The 25,893-nt window shown below is 61.4% G+C and carries 23 protein-coding genes; 10 read left to right on the top strand and 13 right to left on the bottom strand.

What is annotated here, in order from left to right:
• Positions 1–13: 13 nt before the first annotated feature.
• The 3 genes from AC3IT6_RS11545 to AC3IT6_RS11535 all read right to left on the bottom strand — a co-directional run bounded on the left by AC3IT6_RS11545 (position 14) and on the right by AC3IT6_RS11535 (position 3,270).
• Positions 14–1,639, bottom strand: coding sequence for a DUF5666 domain-containing protein (locus AC3IT6_RS11545; RefSeq protein ID WP_489355603.1), 1,626 nt, complete (start codon positions 1,637–1,639; stop codon positions 14–16).
• Complete coding sequence (locus tag AC3IT6_RS11540) at positions 1,636–2,478, bottom strand: DUF6502 family protein (RefSeq protein ID WP_489355601.1); 843 nt, start codon at positions 2,476–2,478, stop codon at positions 1,636–1,638. The genes AC3IT6_RS11545 and AC3IT6_RS11540 overlap by 4 nt, the downstream gene beginning before the upstream one ends.
• A gap of 219 nt (positions 2,479–2,697) precedes the next feature.
• Positions 2,698–3,270, bottom strand: a complete 573-nt coding sequence (locus AC3IT6_RS11535; protein WP_489355599.1) for a hypothetical protein — start codon at positions 3,268–3,270, stop codon at positions 2,698–2,700.
• Between the two features lie 234 nt (positions 3,271–3,504).
• On the opposite strand from AC3IT6_RS11535, the gene AC3IT6_RS11530 reads away from it, so the two are divergent.
• Positions 3,505–4,137 carry a dihydrofolate reductase family protein gene (locus tag AC3IT6_RS11530; RefSeq protein WP_489355597.1) on the top strand — a complete coding sequence of 211 codons (633 nt, stop codon included), beginning with the start codon at positions 3,505–3,507 and terminating at the stop codon, positions 4,135–4,137.
• A 172-nt stretch (positions 4,138–4,309) separates the two neighbouring features.
• Here the strand turns inward: AC3IT6_RS11530 and sorB are convergent, their stop codons facing one another.
• The 3 genes from sorB to mqo form a co-directional block, all read right to left on the bottom strand.
• Complete coding sequence (gene sorB, locus AC3IT6_RS11525; RefSeq protein WP_489355595.1) at positions 4,310–4,957, bottom strand: SorB family sulfite dehydrogenase c-type cytochrome subunit; 648 nt, start codon at positions 4,955–4,957, stop codon at positions 4,310–4,312.
• Between the two features lie 10 nt (positions 4,958–4,967).
• The gene (sorA, locus tag AC3IT6_RS11520) at positions 4,968–6,227 is read right to left on the bottom strand and encodes a SorA family sulfite dehydrogenase catalytic subunit (protein WP_489355593.1); all 1,260 of its coding nucleotides are present in this window, start codon (positions 6,225–6,227) and stop codon (positions 4,968–4,970) included.
• 427 nt (positions 6,228–6,654) lie between these two features.
• Positions 6,655–8,301, bottom strand: a complete 1,647-nt coding sequence (mqo, locus tag AC3IT6_RS11515) for a malate dehydrogenase (quinone) (RefSeq protein ID WP_489355591.1) — start codon at positions 8,299–8,301, stop codon at positions 6,655–6,657.
• A gap of 391 nt (positions 8,302–8,692) precedes the next feature.
• On the opposite strand from mqo, the gene ilvD reads away from it, so the two are divergent.
• Positions 8,693–10,375 (top strand): dihydroxy-acid dehydratase, encoded by a 1,683-nt coding sequence (ilvD, locus tag AC3IT6_RS11510; protein WP_489355589.1) that lies wholly within the window; start codon positions 8,693–8,695, stop codon positions 10,373–10,375.
• A gap of 217 nt (positions 10,376–10,592) precedes the next feature.
• Here ilvD and AC3IT6_RS11505 read toward each other — a convergent pair whose 3' ends face one another.
• Entirely contained in the window at positions 10,593–11,243 is a 651-nt protein-coding gene (locus tag AC3IT6_RS11505) for a DUF2238 domain-containing protein (protein ID WP_489355587.1), read from the bottom strand.
• Between the two features lie 157 nt (positions 11,244–11,400).
• Between AC3IT6_RS11505 and AC3IT6_RS11500 the strand changes: the two genes are divergently transcribed.
• Complete coding sequence (locus AC3IT6_RS11500; RefSeq protein WP_008046328.1) at positions 11,401–11,832, top strand: nuclear transport factor 2 family protein; 432 nt, start codon at positions 11,401–11,403, stop codon at positions 11,830–11,832.
• Positions 11,833–11,963: 131 nt separating this feature from the next.
• Here the strand turns inward: AC3IT6_RS11500 and AC3IT6_RS11495 are convergent, their stop codons facing one another.
• The gene (locus AC3IT6_RS11495; protein ID WP_489355584.1) at positions 11,964–12,779 is read right to left on the bottom strand and encodes a helix-turn-helix domain-containing protein; all 816 of its coding nucleotides are present in this window, start codon (positions 12,777–12,779) and stop codon (positions 11,964–11,966) included.
• 134 nt (positions 12,780–12,913) lie between these two features.
• Here AC3IT6_RS11495 and AC3IT6_RS11490 point away from each other — a divergent pair, with 134 nt between their 5' ends.
• The gene (locus AC3IT6_RS11490) at positions 12,914–13,432 is read left to right on the top strand and encodes a carboxymuconolactone decarboxylase family protein (protein WP_150756126.1); all 519 of its coding nucleotides are present in this window, start codon (positions 12,914–12,916) and stop codon (positions 13,430–13,432) included.
• A 26-nt stretch (positions 13,433–13,458) separates the two neighbouring features.
• A complete protein-coding gene (grxC, locus tag AC3IT6_RS11485; RefSeq protein WP_489355581.1) occupies positions 13,459–13,710 on the top strand; it encodes a glutaredoxin 3 in 252 nt (83 codons plus the stop codon).
• A gap of 51 nt (positions 13,711–13,761) precedes the next feature.
• On the opposite strand, the gene AC3IT6_RS11480 is transcribed toward grxC, so the two are convergent.
• Genes AC3IT6_RS11480 through AC3IT6_RS11470 form a run of 3 tightly spaced genes read right to left on the bottom strand, consistent with a single transcriptional unit; the run spans position 13,762 to position 16,735 of the window.
• Complete coding sequence (locus tag AC3IT6_RS11480; protein ID WP_489355579.1) at positions 13,762–15,270, bottom strand: tripartite tricarboxylate transporter permease; 1,509 nt, start codon at positions 15,268–15,270, stop codon at positions 13,762–13,764.
• 15 nt (positions 15,271–15,285) lie between these two features.
• Positions 15,286–15,768 (bottom strand): tripartite tricarboxylate transporter TctB family protein, encoded by a 483-nt coding sequence (locus tag AC3IT6_RS11475; RefSeq protein WP_489355577.1) that lies wholly within the window; start codon positions 15,766–15,768, stop codon positions 15,286–15,288.
• Position 15,769: 1 nt separating this feature from the next.
• Entirely contained in the window at positions 15,770–16,735 is a 966-nt protein-coding gene (locus AC3IT6_RS11470; protein ID WP_489355575.1) for a Bug family tripartite tricarboxylate transporter substrate binding protein, read from the bottom strand.
• Positions 16,736–17,114: 379 nt separating this feature from the next.
• On the opposite strand from AC3IT6_RS11470, the gene AC3IT6_RS11465 reads away from it, so the two are divergent.
• The 4 genes from AC3IT6_RS11465 to AC3IT6_RS11450 all read left to right on the top strand — a co-directional run bounded on the left by AC3IT6_RS11465 (position 17,115) and on the right by AC3IT6_RS11450 (position 22,090).
• Positions 17,115–17,372, top strand: a complete 258-nt coding sequence (locus AC3IT6_RS11465) for a DUF2790 domain-containing protein (RefSeq protein ID WP_489355573.1) — start codon at positions 17,115–17,117, stop codon at positions 17,370–17,372.
• 84 nt (positions 17,373–17,456) lie between these two features.
• Positions 17,457–18,128: a heavy metal response regulator transcription factor gene (locus tag AC3IT6_RS11460; protein WP_150758709.1), complete on the top strand. Its 672-nt coding sequence runs from the start codon at positions 17,457–17,459 to the stop codon at positions 18,126–18,128.
• Between the two features lie 8 nt (positions 18,129–18,136).
• Positions 18,137–19,567 (top strand): heavy metal sensor histidine kinase, encoded by a 1,431-nt coding sequence (locus tag AC3IT6_RS11455; protein WP_489355571.1) that lies wholly within the window; start codon positions 18,137–18,139, stop codon positions 19,565–19,567.
• 108 nt (positions 19,568–19,675) lie between these two features.
• Positions 19,676–22,090 carry a DUF3772 domain-containing protein gene (locus tag AC3IT6_RS11450; RefSeq protein WP_489355569.1) on the top strand — a complete coding sequence of 805 codons (2,415 nt, stop codon included), beginning with the start codon at positions 19,676–19,678 and terminating at the stop codon, positions 22,088–22,090.
• Between the two features lie 30 nt (positions 22,091–22,120).
• Here the strand turns inward: AC3IT6_RS11450 and AC3IT6_RS11445 are convergent, their stop codons facing one another.
• Together AC3IT6_RS11445 and AC3IT6_RS11440 are read right to left on the bottom strand one after the other, a co-directional pair.
• A complete protein-coding gene (locus AC3IT6_RS11445) occupies positions 22,121–23,611 on the bottom strand; it encodes an aldehyde dehydrogenase family protein (RefSeq protein WP_489355567.1) in 1,491 nt (496 codons plus the stop codon).
• 48 nt (positions 23,612–23,659) lie between these two features.
• Positions 23,660–24,049, bottom strand: a complete 390-nt coding sequence (locus AC3IT6_RS11440; RefSeq protein WP_489355565.1) for a c-type cytochrome — start codon at positions 24,047–24,049, stop codon at positions 23,660–23,662.
• 282 nt (positions 24,050–24,331) lie between these two features.
• On the opposite strand from AC3IT6_RS11440, the gene AC3IT6_RS11435 reads away from it, so the two are divergent.
• Positions 24,332–25,654 (top strand): alginate export family protein, encoded by a 1,323-nt coding sequence (locus AC3IT6_RS11435; RefSeq protein WP_150725447.1) that lies wholly within the window; start codon positions 24,332–24,334, stop codon positions 25,652–25,654.
• Positions 25,655–25,893: the final 239 nt, after the last annotated feature.

Below are 25,893 nucleotides of genomic sequence, written 5' to 3'. Positions count from 1 at the left end.
ATGGCTGCACTGTTTAACCCGACCTGCCGGAGTGATCGATTTTTTCAACCGGCTCAACCTTCTCGACTTTTTCAACTTTTTCGACTTTTTCTACCTTCTCGACTTTTTCTGGCCGATCAACCTTCTCTACCTTCTCTGGTCGATCAACTTTCTCGACTTTCTCCGGACGTTCAACCTTTTCGACTTTCTCGACCTTCTCTACCCTCTCCACTTTCTCGACTTTGCCGGATTGCTCCACCTTCTCGATACGCTCTGACTTGCCGGACTTGTCCACATCCACGTCGACATCCACGCGTTCTATCCTGTCGCCACCGCCATGACTGTCACTGCCCCCGTGGCGAGTATCGTTGACAACGCTGCCTTCGCTCTCGGAGCGGCCGCTCCTGTCACTGCCCGAGTTACCCGAATCCCCCGAACTGCCAGAGTTGCCGGAGCTGCTGGGGCCGCTCGAATCGCTCGAGTTGCCCGAGCCACTTGAGTCGTCGGTGTCTTGCTCACTGCTGCCGAGTCGTCCGTGCTGGTTGCTGGCTGGCGAATCGGAGCGCTCGCGGGGCAATTCGATACGCGTTGCCTGCACCTCCCGCGCGCCGGTGAACACGCCGTTGATCCGCACACGTCGATCCAGCGTCAGCTGCGAAGCCTGCACACCGACAAACACGGTGTCGCGCGCCAGCGTCACATTAAAGCCGCCCACCACCAAATGGCGGTCCTGCCGGCCCTGTACCAGGCCCTCGATCACCGCATTGTGTACCCGACCAATGAAAGGCAGGCTCGGGTCGGGGCGACTTTGGCTCACGTCCAGCTCGCGACCGGACCAGTGGCCGCGCACCAGCATTTCCTGCGCCGGGCCTGGGTGATTGCTGAGTTTGAGCCCCTGAAGATAGCCGCTGCGATCCACCGGGCCGATGGCACTGGCCTCCTTGAGGCCGGGCGCCCGGTCGATGCGACTGGCCACCACTTCGCCACGAGCATCGCGTAGCCCGCTGACCCGTACGGGATCACCCGGACGCAGACCGGCAGCGACCTGGGCACCCTTGGCCAGGCGTACCGGTTGCCCCATGACGCGCATGGGCATGGAATCGCGCGGCAGGGCTGTCAAAGGGCCTTCGTAGGCGTGCAGGATAGAAATGCGCCCGGCTTCCAGCCCTCGCCGGGAGTTGAACGCTTGTACGGCAACCACTTGGCCTACCGCCAGGCGGGTACTGGAGCTGGCAATGCCGTTCTCGCTGACAGGAACGTTGTTGTTGAAGTGCACTTCCACGCCATTGACGCAGATCGAGGCAAACCCGGTGATGGTGCCGACAATGCCGGTGCCACCGATTCCTCCGTTATCGTCGCTGATGCCCGTGCCACCCACTCCACCTGCAACGGCACCGGTGCCGCCAATGCCGCCAGGGCGTTTTTTCAGCGGTGCGCCGGTACCGCCGATCCCGCCGTTGTCGGTGTCGATGCCGGTACCGCCCATGCCGCCAGGCGCTGCGCCCGTGCCGCCGGTACCCCCCGGTGCCTGAATGACCGGCACTTCGCTGGTGCCCGTGTCATTCTGGCTGACACAGGCTGGGGCGGCTTGCAACGCAATCGCAAGCCCGAGGCCCAGAACGAGGGCGACTGCACGAATCAGGCGCAATTTGACGGTCATGGTTCAGGAGCTTTTGGCGAATTGGGATCGGAATCTTCAGTGTAGAAGTACAAACCGACCGTGATGCGCTGACGTGGTTCAAGGCTGGGCAGGTCCCGGAACTCCAGTTCGGCGGCGAGTCGATTGAAACTCAACAAGGCCTGCATTCCCTCGCTGGCAACGGCCTCGCGCAACGCCTCGACGCTCATCGGGGACAGTGCGTCATAGTGCACGCTGCGTTCAAAAAAGGCCGGTCCTTCGCTGCTCAGGTTGTGTACCGCAGCGCAGGCATGATCGTGCAGGTTATGGCCCAGGTAAGCGGTTTTCTCATCGAAGCCCTTTTGTGGCACGAAGGCCTGGGCTTCGAGGTGCACGAGATCTTGTTCGTCAAGGCGCACAACCCCCAGGCGCAGCCACTCGTCCAACACCACCCGCGCCCTGATATCCGTGCTGACCTTCGCCACCAAGGCGTCAAAGGAGCGGTCGCCGCCGACACTGGCCAATCGAGGCAGTGGCAGTGGCTGGCCGGCGTCGTTGCAAAAGGGCGCCTTGGCCCAGGCGTTGACCAGTTGCGCACCGAACGTGATGTTTTCCGGAAGCGTGGAAGCAGCCGGGTCGCTCGTATTGCGCAAGCGCCGTACATCCTTGCGATGCACGCCGGTGAGCAGGCTGATGCGGCTGTCGGTCGGAGCCTTCTCGCCCAGGCGGAACTCACGGTCCGCCACTTCGACGAAAACCTCCTTGAGCAGGTCGGCAAACACCAGGTAGGTGACGCCTTTGCGCAGCATCAGGCGCACCAGCGGCTGCATGACATGCCGCAAGGCCTTGAGGAGCGAGGTGGGCAGCGTAGACGATTGCATTCAGCGAATTCCTGGGTAGACAACCCCAGTATAGCTGCGTGGGAAATAATCCCATGAATTTACCGCGAGCAGTGCCAACGCAATACCCGTTGCAATCCGGGAGCAGCACGGGAGCAATCCGTCAGACTTACAGTTGCGCCTGTATTTTATGCGCGGGAATTTTTCCCGCGCAATGAAGCCAGCCCGAGTTTACAGGTATGAAACACGGTCTGTTGATCGCTACCCCGGTACCGAGGATTTTTGCGCACCGACACTGCCCGCCCTGCCGGCGACTGCCAGTGCCACGCAACAAGCCAGTAACGAGAATGCGGAGAATGCGCCCATCACATGCAGGTAAGGCAACACGTGATTCCAGGCTCGAGCCACCCCCAGGAAAGCGGCGAATAGCCAACCACTCATGGAAAGCGCACCCAACAAGGCGAGCCGCGTACGGCCCGCACTGCGCAGTGCGACGAATGGAGCCTTTTGCAGCAGCGGGAAGCCGACTCGATGCAAGAGTGCACCGTTGAGGCTCAACAGCACGACGACCGTCACCTTGGCCCAGAGTTTCTGATTGAGCAGATACACGTCGCCTTCATTGAGATACCCCTGAAGCACCAGCAACAGTCCGCTTGCCCATAGGGCCAGCAGCGCGAGGCTGACGATTTTCTGGGTTTCATCGAGGTATTCAAGCCTCGCCTGATCCAGTATTTCCTTGCGCCAACTCCAAAGCTTGTGATCCGCCTGCAACACCCTCCCCAGGGCAATACACGTAGCGAGCAGATGACCGTACACGAGAAGCATTTTGAGCATTGCCTTGACCTTATTATTGTTTTGGCGCGGCGTTCCCTGCTTCGCTGAATTGATAACGAATGATACAAATTTGCAATTGCACTTTCAAGACAAATGCCCACTAACATTCGCCAGCGCAGACCGCCATACGACTTTCGTCGCACATGGAAACGACTATCTTTCAGGGAGCGGTCTCAAGGGGACCGCAGACTTCCCTACTCAAACTCTTGAACCAGGACCAACCAGGAGAACAGCATGCGCACACTGACCGTTGCCGCGTTCGTGAGTCTGGACGGCGTCATGCAGGCGCCCGGTGGGCCTGAAGAGGATTCCAGTGGCGGATTCCGCTTCGGTGGCTGGATCGTGCCCTACGCCGACAAAACCACCGGCCAGGCCGTACAGGACCTGTTCTCGCAGCCATTCGAGTTGCTGCTGGGGCGTCGTACCTACGACATTTTCGCCGCCTATTGGCCGCACATTCGGGCCGATTCAACCCACCACACCATCGCTGACCTGTTCAACGCCGCCCCCAAACATGTGGCCACCCATCGCGCCGACTCGCTGGCCTGGCACAACAGTCATGCGCTGGAGGGCAACCTGGTCGACTCGATCAGCGCGCTTAAACGCCAGGACGGTCCTCAGCTACTGACCCAGGGCAGCGGCGATCTGGTACGCCAACTGCTTGCCGCCGGCCTGGTGGACGAGTTGCGGCTGATGATTCATCCCATCCTGCTGGGGCGTGGCAAGCGCCTGTTCGACGACAACGCACAGGCATCGGCCTTCACCCTGGCGAATTCGATCAGCTCACCCGGGGGTGTGCTGATCGCCCGCTACATCCGCAGCGGCGAGGTGCGCACAGGTTCGTTCGAGGGCGTCAGGCAGCGATAGATTACAAAACCCTTGATTTGACCAGGATCTGCGCACCAAGGATCGAAAAGTCATCGCGGTCGATTGCACGGAGCAACTCAATCACAGACTGCCAAGGGCCGCGTGGCGCTTACAAAAAAGCCCACTGACCGGAGCGGGTTCAGTGGGCTTTTCGCATCAGGCTGATACTGGCTCACTGCTGCAGGATAAAAGTCGCCAGGCTCTTCAGGTCGTCCGCGCTCAACTGCGCGAACGGTGGCATGGGCACATCCCCCCATTTGCCGCTGCCGCCGTGCTGGATGCTGGCCATCAACCGGTCCATGGCCTGCGGGTCCTTGGCATATTTGGCCGCCACATCGTGATAGGCCGGGCCTACCACCTTGTGATCGATCGCGTGGCAGGACAGGCAGGCGTTGTTCTGCAGCAAGGCCTTGGCGTCGATTTTTGCCACAGCCACCGCCGGGGGTTGGGTCGCCGGAGCGTTCGAGGCAGCCTGAACATCGGCATCATTGGCCTTCGCACTGCCGTAGGTCACCGCCAGGTAAGCGCCGATCACACTCACATCCTGGTCGCTGATCGGAGCGCCGTACACGTGCTGCATCTTGCCCGCTTCGGCGGTCCACTGCGCCAGGCTCAGGCCTGGCGGCTGGAAGTTGATGTAATCGGCCGAATGGCAGACGGAACACTTCTGCTGCGCCAAAGCGTAGCCAGGCATCGTGCTGGGCTTGAACGCAGCCGTTTCAGGCGGCAGCGTGATGGACAGCGGCGCGGCGCCAGCCAGGGTCGCCAGACAAACCTGAGCCGCGCAGAGCAAGGCGGTCATGCATTTCACAAGCTTCATACGGCCCTCCTCAGGCAACGGTCACGTGGGTGGTTTCGACGACGTGGCGGCGGTAGCCAGCAGGGTTCCAGTCGGCTTGCAGCGGCTGTGTCTCGCCGGCACTGTTGCTGGCTCGCACCATCAACTGCGTGGCGCCCTTGCTGGTAAAGCTGATCGGCAGTGTCCACTCACGGAAGGAGTAACGGCCAAGGTCCTGCCCGAGCGTGGTTTCGCGCCAGGTTTTTCCGCCGTCGATCGACACCTCCACCTTGTTGACCCCAACGCCCCCGTCGAACGCGATGCCCTTGAGCACCAGGCTTTTGTTCAGCGGCACTACATCGCCGTGTTTAACGCTGGTGATGAAACTGCGCACCGGCAATTTTGAAATCGGCAGGGTTTTCGACGCCGTGGTGCCGGGGGCAATGCAGAAGCAATCGTTATCCGGAACCCGGTAACCCTTGGCCATGAAGAAACCGTCGTAGGTATGGTCGACCACTTCGATCTCACTCAGGTGCTTGACCCAGTAGGTGCCGAAATAGCCTGGCACCACCAGGCGAATCGGGTAACCGTTGAGAAATGGCAGGTCGGTGCCATTCATCGACCAGGCGATCATCGGCTCGCCGTCCATGGCATGGCTGATGTCCAGCGCCTTGATGAACTCCGGCGTGCCTGGCAGCACGGGTTTATCCAGCCCACGGAAAGTCACTTGCCGGGCCTCGGCTTTCACACCGGCCTTTTCCAGCACAGCCTTGAGCGGTACCCCCACCCAGCGCGCATTGCCCATGGAGCCATTGCCCAACTGAGCACCGAACACGCGGGGCATCGAGAAGCCACGGCTGTTGCCCGAACACTGATTCACGGCCACCACTTCAACCGGTTCGGCAAGGGCCTTGAGCTCGGCAAGGGAAAGCGACAGCGGCGTGTCGACCGAGCCCTTGATCGTCAGGCGGTAGCTGTCGGGATCGATGCTGGTCGGAAAATTGGCCAGGTGGTAACGCACGAAAAAGGCGTCATTGGGCGTGATCGGCCCTTCGTTGAAGACGGGGAACGGCGTCTCCAGATGCGGCGGCCGAGTGGTCACCAGGGTCAACGGACGTTTTTGCGGGTATTGCACCAACGGTCGTGGGCCCGCGGCAAAGGTCACTTCCTCGGCAGCCTCATCGGCCGCCCCGGATTCGGCGGCGGCCCTGGCCAGGCTTGCCAGCGGCGAGGCCGCCAAAGCCAGAGTGAAAGCATCGCGTAGAACCCGCCGGCGGGTCGGTTTGCTGCTGTCTACAAAACTGAACTTCATTCTGCGCTCTCTATGATTGTTTTATTGAGATGCAACTGATTGTCCCCCACCCGGGCGCACTGCTTTTTTGTAGGAGCGAGCTTGCTCCGGGCGGCGTTCCGACGATGGACTCAAGAGCGCTGCGTTCAACCTGTAAACACGCGTAAATGTTAACGACCATCGCGAGCTAGCTCGCTCCTACAGGTCCCCCAAGACGGTGAGGTATCGGGCTCACGGTTCCGTGTGACTGGATGCCGAAAAAACCAGTATCGTCACCTGCAAGCTGGTCGCTTCTCATTGAGCGTCAGCGACTTGACAATTGATGACAGGAACTCCTGTCAACGCCGGCGTAGACACTCCGGGTTCAAAGCGTTGCCTGTGCCATCACCCACAAAAAAACCCACTGACCGTCGCCGGTTCAGTGGGCTTTTTTTGATTGGGCGTCTAGTTACAGAGCCATATCACTCGCAGCACTAGCCTTCGGTGCCTTAGCATCCGTATCGACAGTCACTGGCTTCACAGCCGGCGCGATCACCGCGGGTGGCGGAGTCAGCTCCAGCACCTTGGCGGTGTAGGCCCACTCCTCAGCAACCTTCTCAGGGCTGGCGTTCAGCTGGGTGCCGTAGCTCGGTACGATCTGATGCAGTTTTTCCTGCCAGGCCGGGGTCGCGACCTTGTCCTTGAAGACTTTCTGCAGCACGGTCAGCATGATCGGTGCGGCGGTCGATGCGCCTGGGGAGGCGCCCAGCAGGCCGGCGATGCTACCGTCTTGCGAAGCGACGATCTCGGTGCCCAGTTTCAGCACGCCACCGGCGGCTTCGTCACGCTTGATGATCTGCACGCGCTGGCCGGCTTGCCACAGGCGCCAGTCTTCAGCCTTGGCGTTCGGGAAGTATTCCTTCAGGGCGTTGAGGCGGTCTTCGTCAGACAGCATCAGCTGGCCTGCCAGGTACTCGACCAGCGGGTATTCCTTGATGCCGACCTTGGTCATTGGCCACACGTTGTGGGTGGTCGTGGTGGTCAGCAGGTCCAGGTACGAACCTTCTTTCAGGAACTTGGTGCTGAAGGTCGCGAACGGGCCAAACAGGATCACGCGCTTGCCGTCCAGCACGCGGGTGTCCAGGTGCGGAACCGACATCGGCGGAGCGCCAACGGAGGCTTTGCCGTAGGCCTTGGCCAGGTGTTGCTCGGCGATGGTCGGGTTCTCGGTCACCAGGAACGAGCCGCCTACCGGGAAGCCGGCGTATTCCTTGGCTTCAGGAATGCCGGACTTCTGCAGCAGGTGCAGGGCACCGCCGCCGGCGCCGATGAACACGAATTTCGCGTCGGTTTCGGTCTTGCTACCGTCTTTGAGGTTCTTGTAGCTGACACGCCAGCTGCCGTCTTCGTTCCTGGTGATGTCCTGTACTTCGCTGGACAGCTTCAAGTCGAACTTCGGCGTGGTTTGCAGGTGTGCAACGAACTGGCGGGTGATTTCGCCGAAGTTCACGTCGGTGCCGAGCGGGCTCCAGGTGGCCGCGATCTTCTGGCTCGGGTCACGCCCTTCCATCATCAGCGGTACCCACTGCTTGATCACAGCCGGGTCTTCGGAGTACTGCATGCCGGCGAACAGCGGGCTCGCCTGCAGGGCTTCGTAGCGTTTTTTCAGGAACTTGATGTTGTCATCGCCCCACACGAAGCTCATGTGCGGCGTGGAGTTGATGAACGAACGCGGGTTCTTCAGCACGCCTTGCTGAACCTGCCAGGCCCAGAACTGACGGGAGATCTGGAACGCTTCGTTGATTTCAACGGCCTTCGGGATCGAAACCTTGCCGTTCTCGTCTTCCGGGGTGTAGTTCAGCTCGGCCAGGGCGGAGTGACCGGTACCGGCGTTGTTCCAGCCGTTGGAGCTTTCCTGGGCGACGCCGTCGAGGCGCTCGATCATTTGCATCGAGGTGCCTGGTTCCAGCTCGTTGAGCCAAACACCCAGGGTCGCGCTCATGATGCCGCCGCCGATCAGCAGCACATCGACTTTCTTGGCCTCTTCCGCGTGGACGGCAGACATCCCCATGGACAAAGCCAGCCCCAGCAGGGCCGTGTTCACTTTCTTAAACATCTGTAGCACCTATGATAAAACGCCATCCGCCCTTCCATCCTCACGCGCACAGCCCCATGTTTCACGGCAGTCACGGGTGCGGCACTCAAGGATTGCAGGGTGGGCACACAAGGCCGATGAACCGCATCGACCCCACTTTAATGTCCCTTCTGAACTGACTTCTTATCTTTATTGGCTTCAGCTACTTGAGCGACAGTGATTCCGTCGGCACGTCTGAAGGACACGCAAACTGAACAGGTCAAACCAAGTTGTTGCGAAGAATATCACGACAAGGCTTACCCGCGCGTCTGTTCCCGACCGGTTAGTCCGGGCCCGGGCGCCCGGCCTTCTATACTCATCCTGTTTTTCTTGACGAGTGTGTGAGGAACAGCCATGAGCGATAGGAGCAGTCATGAGCGATAAAGACGATCTGCGCAAGTACTCCTCTCAAGTGATCGACGGCGTGGAGGCCGCACCGGCACGCGCCATGTTGCGGGCCGTGGGCTTTACCGATGCAGACTTCACCAAGCCGCAGATCGGCATCGCCTCGACCTGGGCCATGGTCACGCCCTGCAACATGCACATCGACAAGCTGGCGCTCGAAGCTGAAAAAGGCGCGAACGCGGCCGGTGCCAAGGGCGTGATCTTCAACACCATCACCATTTCCGACGGCATCGCCAACGGCACCGAAGGCATGAAGTATTCGCTGGTGTCCCGCGAGGTGATCGCCGACTCCATTGAAGTGGTCACCGGTTGCGAAGGTTTCGACGGCCTGGTGACCATTGGCGGCTGCGACAAGAACATGCCGGGCTGCCTGATCGGCATGGCGCGGCTGAATCGCCCGTCGATCTTTGTCTATGGCGGCACCATCCAGCCGGGTGCCGGCCACACCGACATCATTTCCGTGTTCGAGGCCGTGGGCCAGCACGCGCGGGGCGATATCAGCGAGATTCAGGTCAAGCAGATCGAGGAAGTGGCGATTCCCGGCCCCGGTTCCTGTGGCGGCATGTACACCGCCAACACCATGGCCTCGGCCATTGAAGCCTTGGGCATGAGCCTGCCCGGTTCCAGCTCCCAGGACGCCATTGGCGGCGAAAAGGCTTCGGACAGCTTCCGCGCCGGCCAGCAGGTGATGGAGCTGCTCAAGCTCGACCTCAAGCCTCGCGACATCATGACCCGCAAAGCCTTCGAGAACGCCATTCGCGTGGTGATCGCCCTCGCCGGCTCGACCAACGCCGTGCTGCATCTGCTGGCCATGGCCAATGCGGTGGATGTCGAGCTGACCCTGGATGACTTCGTCGAGCTGGGCAAGGTTTCCCCGGTGGTCGCCGACCTGCGCCCCAGCGGTCAATACATGATGAGCGAGTTGGTGGCCATCGGCGGCATTCAACCGCTGATGAAGCGCATGCTCGATGCCGGCATGCTGCACGGCGATGTGCTGACCGTCACCGGCCAGACCCTGGCGGAAAACCTCGCCAGCGTGCCCGACTACCCGGCCGGCCAGGACGTGATCCGGCCTTTCGACCAGCCGATCAAAAAAGACTCTCACCTGGTCATTCTGCGTGGCAACCTCTCGCCCAACGGGGCCGTGGCCAAGATCACCGGCAAGGAAGGCCTGCGCTTCGAAGGCACGGCCCGGGTCTATCACGGCGAGGAAGGCGCGCTGGCCGGCATTCTCAATGGCGAAGTGCAGCCCGGCGAGGTGATCGTGATCCGTTACGAAGGGCCCAAGGGCGGCCCGGGCATGCGCGAAATGCTCTCACCGACATCGGCGGTCATGGGCAAGGGCCTCGGCAAGGAGGTGGCGCTGATCACCGACGGGCGTTTTTCCGGCGGCTCCCACGGGTTTGTGGTCGGGCATATCACGCCGGAAGCCTTTGAAGGCGGGCCGATTGCGCTGGTCGAGAATGGCGACAGGATCATCATCGATGCTGAAACCCGGCAGATTACCGTTGATGTGTCTGTCGCGGACCTGGCCGAGCGCAAGAGCCGCTGGGTTCGCCCGGAATCGAAATACAAGCGCGGGGTGCTGGCCAAGTATGCGAAGACGGTGTCCAGTGCTTCGGAGGGGGCTGTGACGGACAAGTATCTTTAGGCCGTCGTTTTGTGTTGTATGGACTGCCGCCTTCGCGAGCAAGCCCGCTCCCACAGTTGACCGCGCTCTCCTGGAAGAACACCGTCGAATGTGGGAGCGGGCTTGCTCGCGAAGAGGCCGTCATAACCGCCGAAAATCGCCTGATCAGTACACCCACCTCAAAACCGAAACCGATCCACCGACCGCGACAGCTGCCCCGCCGAAACCGTCCGCCCGATCACCTTGCAGTCGTCATCGCTTGCTTTTGCGCCATGCCGCGCACGGACACCAGCAACAGGCTGACAAACGCACCGGCAACCGCGATGGCCATGTCCTTTTGCGAATCCCACGGATCGTTTTGCGCGCCGACGAAGGCCTTCGCCGTGTCTTTACCCAGGAAAGCACCGCCGATCCATTCCACCAGTTCGTATACGGCGGATGTCGACAGCATGATGTTCAGGGTCACGAAAAACAGCCAGAACCCGCGCAACGGCGTCAGCCGCCACAGCACTTCACGAACCGGATAAACCAGCAGCAGCCCGTAGCTCAGATGCACCAGTCGGTCGTAGTGATTGCGGTGCGTACCTGTCGCCCGGTCGAAACTGAAGCCCAACCACGCCGAAGACCAATGATCGTAAGGCACCAGGGAATAGGTGTAGTGGGCACCCAGTTCATGCACGCACAGAAACGCAAACACCAGCGTGATGGACGTCGCCGACAAGCGGAACCGCCGAGCAACCGCCACCAACGCCCCCACCAGCAACAGCACCAGCAGGTTTTCCAGCGCCCAGTCCACCCGGCTGCGGGGAGAAAAACCCGACACCACGACAATCAGCACGAACACCAGGAGCAACGTCAGGTCGAGCCGGAAACGCGGGTCAGGCTGCATGGCGCAATACCTCGAAGTCAGGGCATCGCCCTTTTAACTTCGAGGCAAGGGTGCCAGGCAAGTTCGCTTTTTTCCTCCAATGCATGCTAGGTTGTACGATGACTGATGAATGATCGTCCAGTCATCGCGCTACCCCTACAACAACAAGGAAACACCCATGAAAAAAGCAAAAGTGCTGATCGGTTTTCTGTGCCTGTTCAGCGGCTACGTCGCCGCCACCCCGGCTGCCGTAGACAAGGACGTGGCCCAGGCGGTCGACCACCTGACCCAGGCCATGCTGCACAAGGACATCCCGGAACTGAACGCCTTGACCGCCGAGAACCTGACCTACGGGCATTCCAGCGGCAAGATCCAGGACAAGAAGGCCTTCATCGCCGACATCGAAACCGGCAAAAGCGCGTTCAAGACCCTTGAGATGCAGAACCAGACCATAACCGTCTCCGGCGATGTCGCACTGGTCCGTCACCACTTCTCGGCGCAAGCACTCAAAGGCACTGAGGTGGTGCCGACGGAAATCGAAAACTTCCAGATCTGGCAAAAGCAGGACGGCAAATGGCTGTTGGTAGGACGGCAGGCTTACAAGTTCTGATGCACATCTGAAGCCACCACTGTACCTGTGGGAGCGGGCTTGCTCGCGAAGGCGGTGTGTCAGTCGACAGCATAGGTGCCTGATATGCCGCTTTCGCGAGCAAGCCCGCTCCCACAGGGGGGGTGCGGTGGTCAGTTGCCCTTCCACTCCCGCGGACTCAGCCCGGTCTTGCGCCGAAACGCCCGGGCCAGCGCCGAGGGGCTTTCGTAACCGACCTCTTCGGCAATCAGCGCAATCGGTCGACCTTCGCGCAGGCGTTTCTGCGCCAGGCTGATGCGCCAGCTCACCAGATAATCCACCGGCGTCTGCCCGACCACCCGGCGAAAGTGCTCGGCGAAACTGGCTCGCGACATGTTGGCGGCGACCGAGAGTTCGGCCACGCTCCAGGCCTTGGCCGGGGTTTGATGCATCAGGCTCAGGGGGCGCGCCAGGCGCGCATCGGCGAGGCCGGCCATCATGCCCGGCTGCTGGCCAGTGGTGCTCAGGATGTGCCGCAGCAACAGAATCACCAGCAACTCGAACAGGCGATCCATCACCGCTTCGCGCCCGCACGTACCGTCGAACGCCTCGTTGAACAGCCATTCCAGGGTCCCGGCCAGGGTCGGGATTTCATCGAGTTTGAGCACCAGGTAATCCGGTAGCGCCGCCGCCAGGGCATTGCCTGCTCCGCCGTCGAAATCCAGGGTCGCGCAGACCAGTTGCGTGGCGGATGCTTCAGACGCGAACAGGCGATGACGATAGGGCCGGGGGAAAAAGATCAGGGTCGGCTCGGTCAGTTGCAGGTCTGGCTGATCACCCATCTTGAGCAGCAACTCGCCCGCCTGAAGCAAGTGCAAATGACCGCTGGTCTGTTGGCCATCGTAGGCGGCGGTGCCGCAAAACGTACCGCTATGGAAAGTGCCGGCATTGACGCCGAAGTGTGTGAGCAACGTGGACAAACGATCCATGACAGGGCTCCCGAAGGCTATTCTGGACGATCTGTCGCATATCATCGACGATTCGCACCCATTACGCCAGACTCACGCCCTAACATCAGCTCCGTACCCAGCGCATACCGCGCTTCACACCACGGAGTATCACCATGACCCGCATTGCCCCGATCAGCCTGGAACACGCCACCGACGCCACCCGCCCGCTGCTGGAAGCCGTGCAGAAAAAAGTCGGCTTTGTGCCCAATACCTTCAAAGTCCTGGCTCACGCCCCAGCGGTGCTGGCCGCGTACCTGCAAAACTCGGCAGCGTTGGGCAAAACGTCCCTGAGCGCCACGGAAAAAGAAGCGGTGTCCCTCGCCACTTCGCAGGTCAACGGCTGCGACTACTGCCTGGCCGCTCACACACTGTTCGCCAGCAAGACCGGACTGTCGAAGCAGGACATCCTCAGCGCACGACACGGCGAGCTAAACGCCTTCGCCACCCTCGCCCGCCAGATCACCGAAAGCCGTGGGCACCTGACCGTCGAACAGATCGCCGCTGCCCGTGCCGCCGGCATCGACGACAGCAAAATCATCGAAGTGATCGCCCATGTGGCTTCGCAGACATTGACCAACTACCTGAACAACACAGCGCTGACCGATATCGACTTCCCGGCCATCGATGCCTGAATGACTGGATTGACGGAGGACCCACCATGAACACCGTGACCCTATACACAACCGACACCTGCCCTTACTGCCGCAACGCAAAAGCCTTGCTGGCGAGCAAAGGCGCGGTGATGCAAGAGATCAATATCGAGCGCGAGCCCGGAAAAATGCAGGAAATGCTCAACCGCAGTGGTCGACGCAGCGTGCCGCAGATCTTCATCGGCGACGCGCACATCGGCGGCTTTGACGACCTGGCCAAACTGGATCGTCAGGGTGGGTTGATGTCGATGCTGGCCTGAGTTAGTCAGGTATTGGTTTTCCACCTGGTCCACTGCAAGACCCTGTGGGACTCAATCATCCTCATGCAACTTGATGCCGCGTTTATGCAACACATGGGGCACCAACAGCACCAGCAGCGTCAGGGCGAGGAAGAACGCCGAGATCGGTTGCGTGAGGAACACCGTCCAGTCGCCTTCGCTAATGGACAAGGCGTTGCGCAGTTGTTTCTCGGCCATCGGCCCCAGCAGCATGCCGACGATCACCGGGGCGACGGGGAAGTCGAACCGCCGCATCAACACCCCGCCCCAGCCAATCGCCAACATCAGGATCAGGTCGAAGGATGAGTGGCGCATGCCATACACGCCGATGGTGGCGAAGACCAGGATGCCGGCGTTCAGGTACGGCCGGGGGATTTGCAGCAGTTTGACCCACAACCCCACCAGCGGCAGGTTCAACACCAGCAGAATCGCGTTGCCGATGTACAGCGAGGCCACCAGCGTCCAGACCAGCTCGGCGGAGGTTTCGAACAGCATCGGCCCCGGTTGCAGGTTGTAGTTCTGGAACGCCGCCAACAGGATTGCAGCGGTGGCGGACGTCGGGATGCCCAGGGTCAGCAACGGTACGAGGGATCCGGTCGCGCTGGCGTTGTTGGCCGCTTCCGGGCCGGCGACGCCTTCGATGGCGCCCTCGCCCTTGTTGGCGGAAAACTCCTTGGGGTACTTGCTGAGTTTGCGTTCGGTGGAATAGGACAGAAAGGTCGGAATCTCGGCGCCACCGGCCGGAATCGAACCAAACGGAAAACCGATCAGCGTGCCCCGTAACCACGCCGGCACCGAGCGCTTCCAGTCGGCGCGGGTCATCCACAACGAGGTCAGGCGATGCCGTCCTTCGTTTGATTCCTTTTGATAGAGCAGGCTATACAAGGCCTCGCCCACCGCGAACAAACCGACCGCCACCAGTACCACCTCGATACCGTCCACCAGTTCCGGCACGCCGAGGGTGTAGCGGGCAATACCCGAGGTCGAGTCCAGGCCGATCAAACCGATGGTCAGTCCGACGCCCAGCGAGGCAAACCCGCGCAGCATCGAAGCGCCGAGCACCGCCGACACGGTGGTGAACGACAGCACCAGGATCGCGAAATATTCGGTCGGACCGAAATTCAGGGCCAGCCTGGCCACGATGGGCGCAAACAACGTCAGCAAAATCGTGGCGAAGGTGCCGGCGACGAACGAGCCGATCGCCGCTGTTGCCAGCGCAGGTCCGGCCCGGCCGTTGCGCGCCATCAGGTTGCCTTCCAGCGCCGTGACCATCGACGAAGACTCACCGGGCGTGTTGAGCAGGATCGAGGTGGTGGAGCCACCGAACTGCGCGCCGTAATAGATACCGGCGAACATGATCAGCGCACCAGTGGGGTCAACCTTGGCGGTGATCGGCAACAGCAGGGCCACCGTCAGCGCCGGACCGATCCCCGGCAGCACGCCGATGGCGGTGCCGAGCAGGCAGCCGATGAACCCCCACATCAGATTGATCGGTGTCAGCGCCGCGGCAAAACCCATCGCCAGGCTTGAAAGAATGTCCACGGTGTCGATCTCCTTTCAAAGCCAGATGTTGATCAGCGACGGCAGGGAAACCCCCAGCCCGGCGTTGAACAGCCAGTAGATCGGCAAGGTCAAGGCAATGCCGATAGCCAGGTCCCGCACGGGATGACGGCTGCCGAAACCCCGCGCCGAACAGACAAACAGCAACCCGGCGGCCAGCACGAAACCGATCAGGTGGATCAGCACCGCCACCCCGACAAGCCCCGCCGTCACCCACGCCGCACCGGTTTTTCCACCGGGCACCGTGGCGGAGTCGTTATCCAGCTCGCGAAAGCCGCCACTGACGGCCTGATACCCCAGCAGCAGCCCCACTGCTCCCAGAAACGCCGCCACGACATAGGGGTAGACGTACGCCGGGAGGATCACGAAGCCCATTTCGGGCGGAAACCGGTAGGCGCCAATCGCCAATACGACGCTGATGGCGATCAGGCCGATGCCGACCGCCAATTGCGTCGGCACCACTGCGCGCTGTGTGGCCATATCAAAGCAGCCCGACCTTGACCAGCATGGCGCGCAACCGCACGTGTTCTTCCTCGACGAATTTACCGAACTCATCGCCGGTCAGCACGCTGGGCGTCCAGGCGTTGGCCTGGATATTGTCCTGCCAGACCTTGCTATTGCTGGCGGCCACGACTGCGTCGATCACCTCTTTACGCTGCTGTGGGGTGAGGCCCGCTGCACCGTAAACGCCGCGCCAGTTGCCGATCGTCACGTCATAGCCGCTCTCCTTGAGGGTCGGTGCATCAATGCCGGGAACCCGCTCCGGCGCGCCGATGCCCAGGACACGGAACTGACCGGTCTTGATGTATTGGCCCAGCTCGGCGTAACCGCCGGTGATCACCTTGAGCTGGCCGCCCAGCGCCTGGGCAACCACCTCGCCACCGCCACCAAAGGCCACGTAGTTGACCTTGTTGACCGGCACGTCCAGCTTGCCGGCCAGCTCGGCGATGCCGATGTGATCCACCGAACCCTTGGAGCCGCCGCCCCAGGTGATGCTCGTTGGCTTGGCCTTGAAGGCCTTGATCAGGTCATCAAGGGTCTTGAATTCAGACTCCTTGCGCACGGCGATCACGTTGTATTCGGTGAACAGCCGGGCAATCGGCGTCACATCCTTCAGGCTGATCTGCGGTTTGTTCTGTTCGATGCCCGCGACCATGATCGCGCCGACCACCAGCAATGCGTTCGGGTCACCCTTGGTGCTGTTGGCAAATTGCGCCAGCCCCAGGGTCCCGCCCGCCCCGCCCTTGTTCTCGAAGGTCACGGACTTGGCCGTATTGGCCTCGACCATGGCCTTGCCCAGCACCCGGGCGGTCTGGTCGTAACCACCGCCCACGGAACCCGGGGCCATGAATTTCACGGTATCCAGCGCGAAGGCCGGTGCGACAAGCACGGCAGCGGTCAAACCGGCGGCCATGCAGCGACTGAAACGACGGATCCAAGCGGACATGGGCATCTCCTGATTGCATTGTTTTTATGGGTGCCGCTTGCCCATCGATGTGTGCGATGAACATGGGCCTGCAAACAAGCTTAGGCCATGGATCCGTGGGTTGATCTGTTTTGCTGAAACCACCTGCCTCTAGCGCCGCAATCCCCCTGTGGGAGCGGGCTTGCTCGCGAAGAGGCCATCACATTCAACATTGATGTTGGCTGATACGCCGCCTTCGCGAGCAAGCCCGCTCCCACAGGGTTTGTGGCGTTCCGACCATCCATTCATTACAACTTTGTCATCAAGCTGTTGGTCGGCTGTCCGGATCACTTCGTTAGCCTGAACTCACTGTCAGGCCAACCACCGGCAGCCACCCTGCCCTTGTAGAGAGAGATTCGTCATGAAAATGTTGATCGCGGGTTTTGCCGCCCTGCTCGCCACCGGTTCGGCGTTTGCCGCCACCCAGCCCACCTCGCCGGTCATCCACGACAAAACCGGTTTTTATGTGCACATGGACGTGGCCAAAGTGCTGTCCATGACCGACCTCAACGGTCAGTGCGGCATCGTTCCCGCGCAGCTCAACTACCTCGACCACCAGGGCCGCGAGCACCAGCTGGACTACCAGGTCCAGGGCGTGGGTTGCCTTGGTGAGAACTGAGCGGATGCCTGTATTCAGCGCCGACCGGGCTACACTTTCGCCACTGGCTCGCCCCTGTAGCCCGACCGGATCAGGCAGGTTTGCATGAACATCCTCGTAGTCGAAGACGAACCCAAGGCCGGCAATTACCTGCTCAACGGCCTGCAGGAGCTCGGATACACCGTGAACCTGGCGCGGGACGGCGTCGATGGTTTGCACCTGGCCCTGGAACACGACTTCGACGTGATCGTGCTGGATGTCATGATGCCGAAGATGGATGGCTGGGAAGTCCTGCGCCGCTTGCGCAAGGAAGCCGATACACCGGTGCTGTTCCTCACCGCCCGGGATGACATCGCCGACCGCATCAAAGGCCTCGAACTTGGCGCCGACGATTACCTGATCAAGCCGTTTTCCTTCGCCGAACTGGTGGCACGCCTGCGCACCCTGACCCGGCGCGGCCCTACCCGGGAAGAAGAACACTTGCACGTCGACGACCTGCAGATCGACGTGCTCAAGCGCCGCGTCAGCCGCGCCGGCAACCGCATCACCCTGACCAACAAGGAGTTCGCCCTGCTGCACCTGTTCGCCACGCATCAGGGCGAGGTGCTGTCACGCTCGATGATCGCCTCCCGGGTCTGGGACATGAATTTCGACAGCGACACCAATGTCGTCGATGTCGCGGTGCGCCGCCTGCGCCTGAAAATCGATGATCCGTTCCCGCTCAAGTTGATCCACAGCGTGCGCGGCATCGGCTATCGCTTCGACACTCAACCCTGAATGCAACCATGAATGTGATGACGCCGCTGCAATCCGCCTCCCGCCTCAGCCACTCCCTGACCCTGCGCCTGGCGCTGGTGTTTGCTTTGCTGGCGTTTGTCTCGCTGGCGTTGCTGGGCGTGGCGCTGTACCGCGACCTGGAGCGCGAGCTGATCCATCGCGACGACATTGCCCTGATCACCCGCATCGACCAGTTGCGTACCTTCCTCAATGACAGCAATACCCTGGACCTGATCAAGGCCAAGCCGGCGCTGTTCCAGAACATGATGGGCAACCGCGAGGCCCTGCTGACCATCGGCACCCCTGGCCAGCCGCCGTTGCTGGTGGTCAACCCGGGCAACCTGAAGATGCCGGTGCTGAGCCCGGTGGCCATGGATCATCGACTGACCTTGAGCGACGTGCAGCATTTGCCCAACGTCAACGGCGTGCCGTTTTCCGCCCTGGCGGCGACCATCGACTCCGGTGACCTGGGCAGCCTGCAAGTGGTGACCGGGCGCCTGATGACCGAGCGCACCGCCGTACTCGCCGATTACCGGCTCAATGTGTACCTGTTCGCCAGCGTCGCGGCGATCCTGCTGGCGCTGTCCGGTTATGTGCTGGTGCATCGCGGCCTGCTGCCCGTGCGACGCCTGGCCCGCCACACCCAGAGCATCGACGTTGGCAACCTCAATGAGCGTCTCGACAGCCAGGGCGCGCCCCTGGAACTGTTGCCCATGATCGACGCCTTCAACGCCATGCTCGACCGGCTGGACAAAGGCTTCATCCAGCTGGGCCAGGTGTCGACCGACATGGCCCACGAACTGCGCACGCCGATCAACAACCTGCTCGGCGAAACCCAGGTGGCCTTGCAGCAGAACCGCAGCACCGAGGCCTATCAGCAGCTGTTGGCCTCGAATGTCGAAGAACTCGAGCGCCTGGCGCGCATGCTCGACAACATGCTGTTCCTGGCCCGCACCGATCCGCGCAGTGCCCTGCGCCAGCGTCAGGAGCTGGATGCCGCCGACGAAATGCAACGCATGGCCGATTATTTCGAAGGCCCGGCGACCGACGTTGGCATCTGCATCGATGCCCGGGGCAGCGGCTTGATCTGGGCCGAGCCGATGCTGCTGCGCCGCGCATTGGCCAACCTGTGCGCCAACGCAATCAAGTACGGTGCGCCGCATTCCGAGCTGTGCATCCACGCCAGCCCGACCGCCGACGGCATCCAGGTGCAAGTGCGCAACCACGGCCCGACCATCCCGGCCCGGCATCTGCCACGGCTGTTCGAACGCTTCTACCGGGTCGACGAGTCCCGCGAACGCTCGGCCCAATCCAATGGCCTGGGCCTGTCGATCGTGGCGACGATCATGCAACTGCACAACGGTGCCTGCCACGTCAGCAGTAGCGACGGCATCACCTGCTTCGAACTGTTTTTCCCGGCGCGACAACAGCATGAGTAGCGCCCAGGCGAAAACCACCCGCGGCACTTGCGACAAAACAATGCTCTAGGATGCGTGTCTTGACCTAACCTCATTGGCTATGTGACTAACAACCCGTCGAGCTCGCCGATGTGCAATGTCTTGAAGTCAATGATCTACGTCGCCTTCACGGTTCTGGCGGCAAGCCCGGGATGGCTGTTGGCGGGGGACATGGCCGACGCTCCTGCTCCTGCTCCTGCTCTTGCCCCCGCCCCCGCTCCCGCTCCCGCAGCCCCGATCATCAGCATCTCCGACGGCGAATTGCTGGAGGTGCAAAACCAGCTCAACAGCCTCAAGCAGCAGGTTTCCCAGGCCACCAATCACACCCAGCTGGAAAACTCACAGGACCAGATGCAAGTACTGATTCAGGAGATTGAACGCCTGTCCACATCACTGCTGCCTGGACAGGCGCAATTGCAGGCGCAACTGAACGTGCTGGGGCCAGTGCCGCTCGACGAGAACGCACAGGTGACGACTGCCATTACCTCTCAACGAGACGCCCTCAGCGAGCAAAAAAACAAGATCGATAGCCAACTCAAAACCCTGGCCGCGCTTAAAACAAGTGCCGCCGAGTTGATCACCCAGATTGGCAGCATTCGCCGCAGTCTGCTGGAAGCGGAGGTGACCCAGCAGACCAGCAGTATCCTGAACCCGGGTTTCTGGTCGCCATTGTTCGATCTTCCAATCGAGGACCGCCAACGTTTCAGCGCCCTCATCGAGCAACTCGAGGTCACGCACCGGGCCGCCTGGCAACCCGGACAACGCGGGATCACGGCCGCCCTGCTGTTGCTGGCCCTGGCCATCTGGACCGTGGGGCGAAACCTCGCCGGCCGAGTCCTGGCGTGGCTGTGCTTTCATCGAATGCCTGCAGGCCGGCTGCGGCGCAGCTCCCTTGCGCTGGCGTCGGTGATGGCGACGCTGCTGACCGCCGGCATCGCCCTGCAACTGCTGCATTTTGCCGGGACCCGACAACTGCCCTACCCCCCCCAACTGGACGACCTGGCCCAATATCTGGAAAAGCTGGCCTATACCTGCGTGCTGATCACCGGGCTGAGTCGCGCGTTGTTGTCGACCAAACATCCTTCATGGCGCCTGCCCGATATTGCCGATCGGGTGGCGCTGGCGATGGAGCCCTATCCGCGGTTGCTGGCCAGCCTGCTGCTGGTGCTGGTAACCCTGGTACAGATGAGCAATGTCACCGGCATGAGCGCCGAAGTGGTGTTGTTCGGTCGGGGCATCGTGGCCTTGGTCGTGGCACTGGTGATCGGTGCGCTGCTGTTGCGCGTCAACAAGACTCGCCGCGACCTGATAGCGGCCGGAGAAAATCCCGAAGGTGTCACCACCTTCGCCGGTCTGATTTACACCTTCACCGGCGCTGCCGTGGTGGTGTCCCTGTTCGCCCTGCTGATCGGCTACGTGACGATGGCCCGGTTCATCACCTATGAACTGGTCTGGATATTCATCATCTTCGCCGGCTTCTACCTGCTCGCACAGGTCTACCAGGACACCTGCGACTACGTTTTTTCACCCCGGCAACCCACCGGCAAGGCGATCAAACAACTGCTGGGCATCGGCAATCCACGCCTGGAGCAGATCTGCACCGTCATGTCCGGGGCCGGCCGCGCCATCCTGATGCTGATCGGCATCATTGCCCTGTTTGTCGGCGGCGTGGGGACGACGCTCGGGCAACTGGTCACCGGCACCGTGGCCATTCTCGGTGGTGAAGGGCTGCGCAAGCTGAACATCGTCCCGGACAATTTGATGCATGCCCTCCTGACACTGATGATCGGTGTCTACCTGATACGCACGCTGCGCCGCTGGCTGGATAACGAGTTCCTGCCGAAAACCGAGATGGCCCCGGGCATGTGCGCCTCGTTGAGCACCCTGTTTGCCAACATCGGCTATGTGTCCGTCGTCCTGCTCACACTGGCGTCGCTGGGGATCAAGTGGACCAACCTGGCCTGGATCGTCAGTGCCCTGTCAGTGGGTATCGGCTTTGGCCTTCAGGAGATCGTGAAGAATTTCATCTCCGGCCTGATCCTGCTCACCGAGCGCCCGGTGAAGGTCGGCGACCTGATCAGCATCAGCGGCGTCGAAGGCGACATTCGCCGGATCAACGTGCGGGCCACGGAAATACAACTGGCCGACCGCTCGATCATGATCGTGCCCAACTCCCACCTGATTTCCCAGAACCTGCGCAACGTCACCCTCGGCGGCAGCGCCCAGGGCGTGGTGATACTCGAACTGATGTTCCCGCTGAACATCGATCCGGAGCTGGTGCAGAACCTGCTGATGGACACCTACACCGAACACGAATCGATCCTGGACAAACCGGCACCGTTCCTGCGCTTCAGTCAGCTGAAACCCGAAGGCATCACATTGACCATCACCGGTTATGTCGGCAGCCCACGCACGGTCGGCGCGATCAAAAGCGAACTGCTGTTTGAAATTCTCAAGCGGCTGGGTGCTGCCGGGATTGAACTGGCGAGATCGCCTGCCGCGTGATGCTCGATCACGCGGCAGGCGGTCGCTGCATCAATGAGCGATGCACACCGACTTGAGCTCGGTGTAAGCCTCGATCACCGCACGGCCAAACTCACGGCCCATGCCCGATTGCTTGACGCCACCGAACGGCATCGCCGGGTCGAGCAGCACGTGGGCGTTGACCCACACCGTACCGGCTTCGATGCGCGGCACCAGGTTCATGGCTTTGCCCAGATCGTTGGTCCACAGGCTGGCGGCCAGGCCGTAGCGGTTGTCGTTGGCCAGTTCGATCACGGCGTCTTCGTCGTCGAACGGCATCACGCCCAGCACCGGGCCGAACACTTCTTCGCGGGCCACGGCCATGCTGTGGTCGATGTCCGCCAGAATGGTTGGCTGCACGAAGAAACCATCACCCTCCAGCAACTCGCCGCCAGTCACCACCCGCGCACCTTGCTGGCGGGCCAGTTCGATGTGCTTGAGCACGCTTTGTTGTTGCTTGCGCGACACCAGCGGGTTGATTGCCGCGTCGCAATTCATGCCGGCGCCAATCGGCATCGAGGAGACGGCGGTGGCCAGGGCTTCGACGAATTGGTCGTGGATCGAGCGGTGCACGTAGAAGCGCGAAGCCGCGGCGCAGACCTGGCCGTTGTTCAGCAAACCACCGAGGATCGCACCTTGCACGGCTTTTTCGATGTCGGCATCGGCGAGTACGATCATCGGGTTCTTGCCACCCAGTTCCAGGGAGAAACGCGTCATGTTTTCCATGCACGCCACGCCGACGCTCTTGCCCACGGCGGTGGAACCGGTGAACGACACTTTGCTCACCAAAGGATGCGCGGTCAGCACGCCGCCAACGGAAGCGCCGCCACCGGTGACTACGTTGAATACGCCAGCCGGGATGCCGGCTTCCAGCGCCAGTTCAGCCAGGCGCATGGCGGTCAGCGGGGTTTCCATGGCCGGTTTGATGATCACTGTGCAACCGGTGGCCAGGGCTGGCATGAGTTTCCAGGCGGCGATCAGCAGCGGGAAGTTCCACGGCACGATGCCGACCACCACGCCCACCGGCTCGCGCTTGGTGAATGCGGTGAACTTGGCACCCGGTGGCAGCGGGATCGACACATCGAAGGTCTGGCCTTCGATCTTGGTCGCCCAGCCGGACATGTAGCGCATGAATTCCACGGTGGCGTTGAGGTCCAGCGCGCGGGCCATGTTGATCGACTTGCCCTGGCTCAGGGTTTCCAGCTGGGCCAGTTCTTCGGCGTGTTCTTCGACCAGACGGGTGAAGTTCAGCAGGATGCGTTCACGGTCGGCCGGGCGCAGGCTCGACCACACACCGGACTTGAACGCCTTGTGGGACGACTGCACGGCGCGCTCGACCACTTCCAGCGGCGCATCCAGGGTTTCGCACAGGGTTTGCCCGGTGGCCGGGTTGACCACGGCGATGCTGTCGCCCTCGGCAAACACCCACTGGCCATCGATGAAGCAGCCGTGGCGACGTTCAAGGAATGCAGCAACCTGGGGCAGGATTTCAACGTTGCTCATAATTCACCTTTCATTCAGACGAGTTGTTCAGGCGTAAATACGGCCTGATCAGTGTTGTTCTTTGAGGAAGCACGCGACCGCCTGGCGGTCGTCGGCGGAAGCCAGGCCCATGTAGGGCATGTAGGTGCCCGGCACGAAGGCCTGGGGCTGGGTGATCAATTGCGTGATGTTCTCGGCCTGCCAGTCGACGTCCTTGTCGCGCATGGCCTGGGAGTAGCTGAAGCCCGCCAGCGAGCCGGACTTGCGCCCATACACACCGGACAGGTTCGGCCCCATCATGCCGGTGGTGCCCTTGGTCACCGCGTGGCAGACGCTGCACTCGGTGGCAAACACTTCGGCACCACGGCGCGTGTCCGGGGCGCACTCGGCGGCGGACACCGCCTGAACCAGGGTGAAGGACAGCAAACCGATCAAGGGCAAACGCAGCGAAGTGAGCATAGGAAAACGACCTTGAAAATCCACGCGCCCGCCAGCAAGCGAACGCCAACACTAAAAATGCCGAGACAACGGTGCTTCGGCAGGTTGGTAGGGATTGTCGGTGGTTGCCGGCACGCAGGTTTTGCCCTGCGTGCCAGTTGTGTTGGCCGGGCTGCCAAACCGGGCAATCTGGCATGCACAACCAACTAATTGGCAAACAGGGAAAAGGGCAAACAATAGCCTCACCTTAGTATCCGGACAGACCGCAAACCTGCGCTCAAGAACAAGAACGGATGCCACACCATGCTCAAGTCCCCCTTGCTTCGTCTCTCGACGCTCGCGCTGATGATCAGTGCCGGCAATGCCGGTGCCTATGAACTCTACGCCGATGACGACAGCCACCTGAACGCTACCCTCGAAGCCGTGTTCGGCATTTTCCACAGCCAGGAAAACTACGCCCTGTCCGGCCGCCTGAATGAAGGCAGCTCGTCGTGGCGCGAGGGCTACATCAAATACGGCTTGAGCTTCGATCAAGGCCTGGGCGGTGTGGGTACCGCGTACGGCGCGGGGAACATGCTCAGCTCCGGCACCTGGGGCGATGGCGATGCCGCCGGCTTTTCCGATGGCTCGGAACGCACCACCAAGTTCGAAGACGCCTACCTCGGCTGGCGCTCGGCCGATCTGTTCGGCGCGTTGGGCAGTGACGGCGTCGACCTGTCCTTCGGTCGTCAGAACATTGTGGTCGGCGACGGTTTCCTGATCGACGGCGATGCACTGAACATGGGCAAGGGCCTGGCCGACGGTGAATTCAACCGTGGCGGCGCCTACTACCTGGCGGCCCGCAAGGCCTTCGACGAAACCGCCGTGTTACGTCTGGGCGGCAAGGAAGGCTGGCGCAGCGACCTGATGTGGCTCAAATCCGACAACCGCGCCCAGGCCAAGACCGAAATGTACGTCGGCACCCTGGAGCACGTGGCCGAGGCCGGCACGGTCGGCCTGACCTACATCAAGACCACCGACATCGACGAACAGTACGCCTCGCCGATCCAGCTCGAACGCGACGGCATGAAAACCTACAGCCTGCGTGCGGCAGGCAACGCCGGGGTGAAAGACCTGTTCCTGTCCGGTGAATACGCCAAGCAGGACAAACCCAACACCTCCAGCGAAGACGCCTGGTACCTGGAAGCCGGCTGGACCTTCTCCGACGCAGTCTGGACGCCTAGCGCCAGCTACCGCTACAGCCGTTTCTCGGAAGGCTACGACACCCTGTTCTACGGTTTCAGCCGTGGCTACGGCACCTGGTTCCAGGGTGAAGTGGCGGGCAACTACGCCGGGCCATTCAACAGCAACTCGCGCATCCAGAACGTCACGCTGAAAGTCTCGCCACTGGAGAACCTCACCGTCGGCGCGATGTACTTCAACTTCGACACCATCGACCGCAACCTGGGCAACACCGATGGCCACGAAGTCGACCTGTACGCCGAATGGCACGTCAACGACCACCTGACCGTGATGCCACTGGTGGGCATCTACCAACCGGACAAGAGCGCCGAAGACGGTGGTACCCAACTGGGTAACAACGACAAGAACGTTTACGCCCAGGTGGTGTTCGCCACCGGTTTCTGATTTCGGCCATGGGCAGTGGCGTTGTCGTTGCCCACGTGGAAGTTGAATCAGTTGGTGGGGAGCTTTCGTATCTGAGATTTGCAGTGTCTGATACACCGCCTTCGCGAGCAAGCCCGCTCCCACACTGGATTTTTGCCATACACAAATCTTGTGTTCACCGCAGATCCCTGTGGGAGCGGGCTTGCTCGCGAAGAGGCCGGCACATCCAACATCGCTGCCGCCTGACACTCCGCCTTCGC

This window comes from Pseudomonas sp. KH_017 (assembly GCF_057840285.1).
Note: the sequence above shows the minus strand (reverse complement) of the source record. Positions and strands in the feature narration are given on the sequence as shown.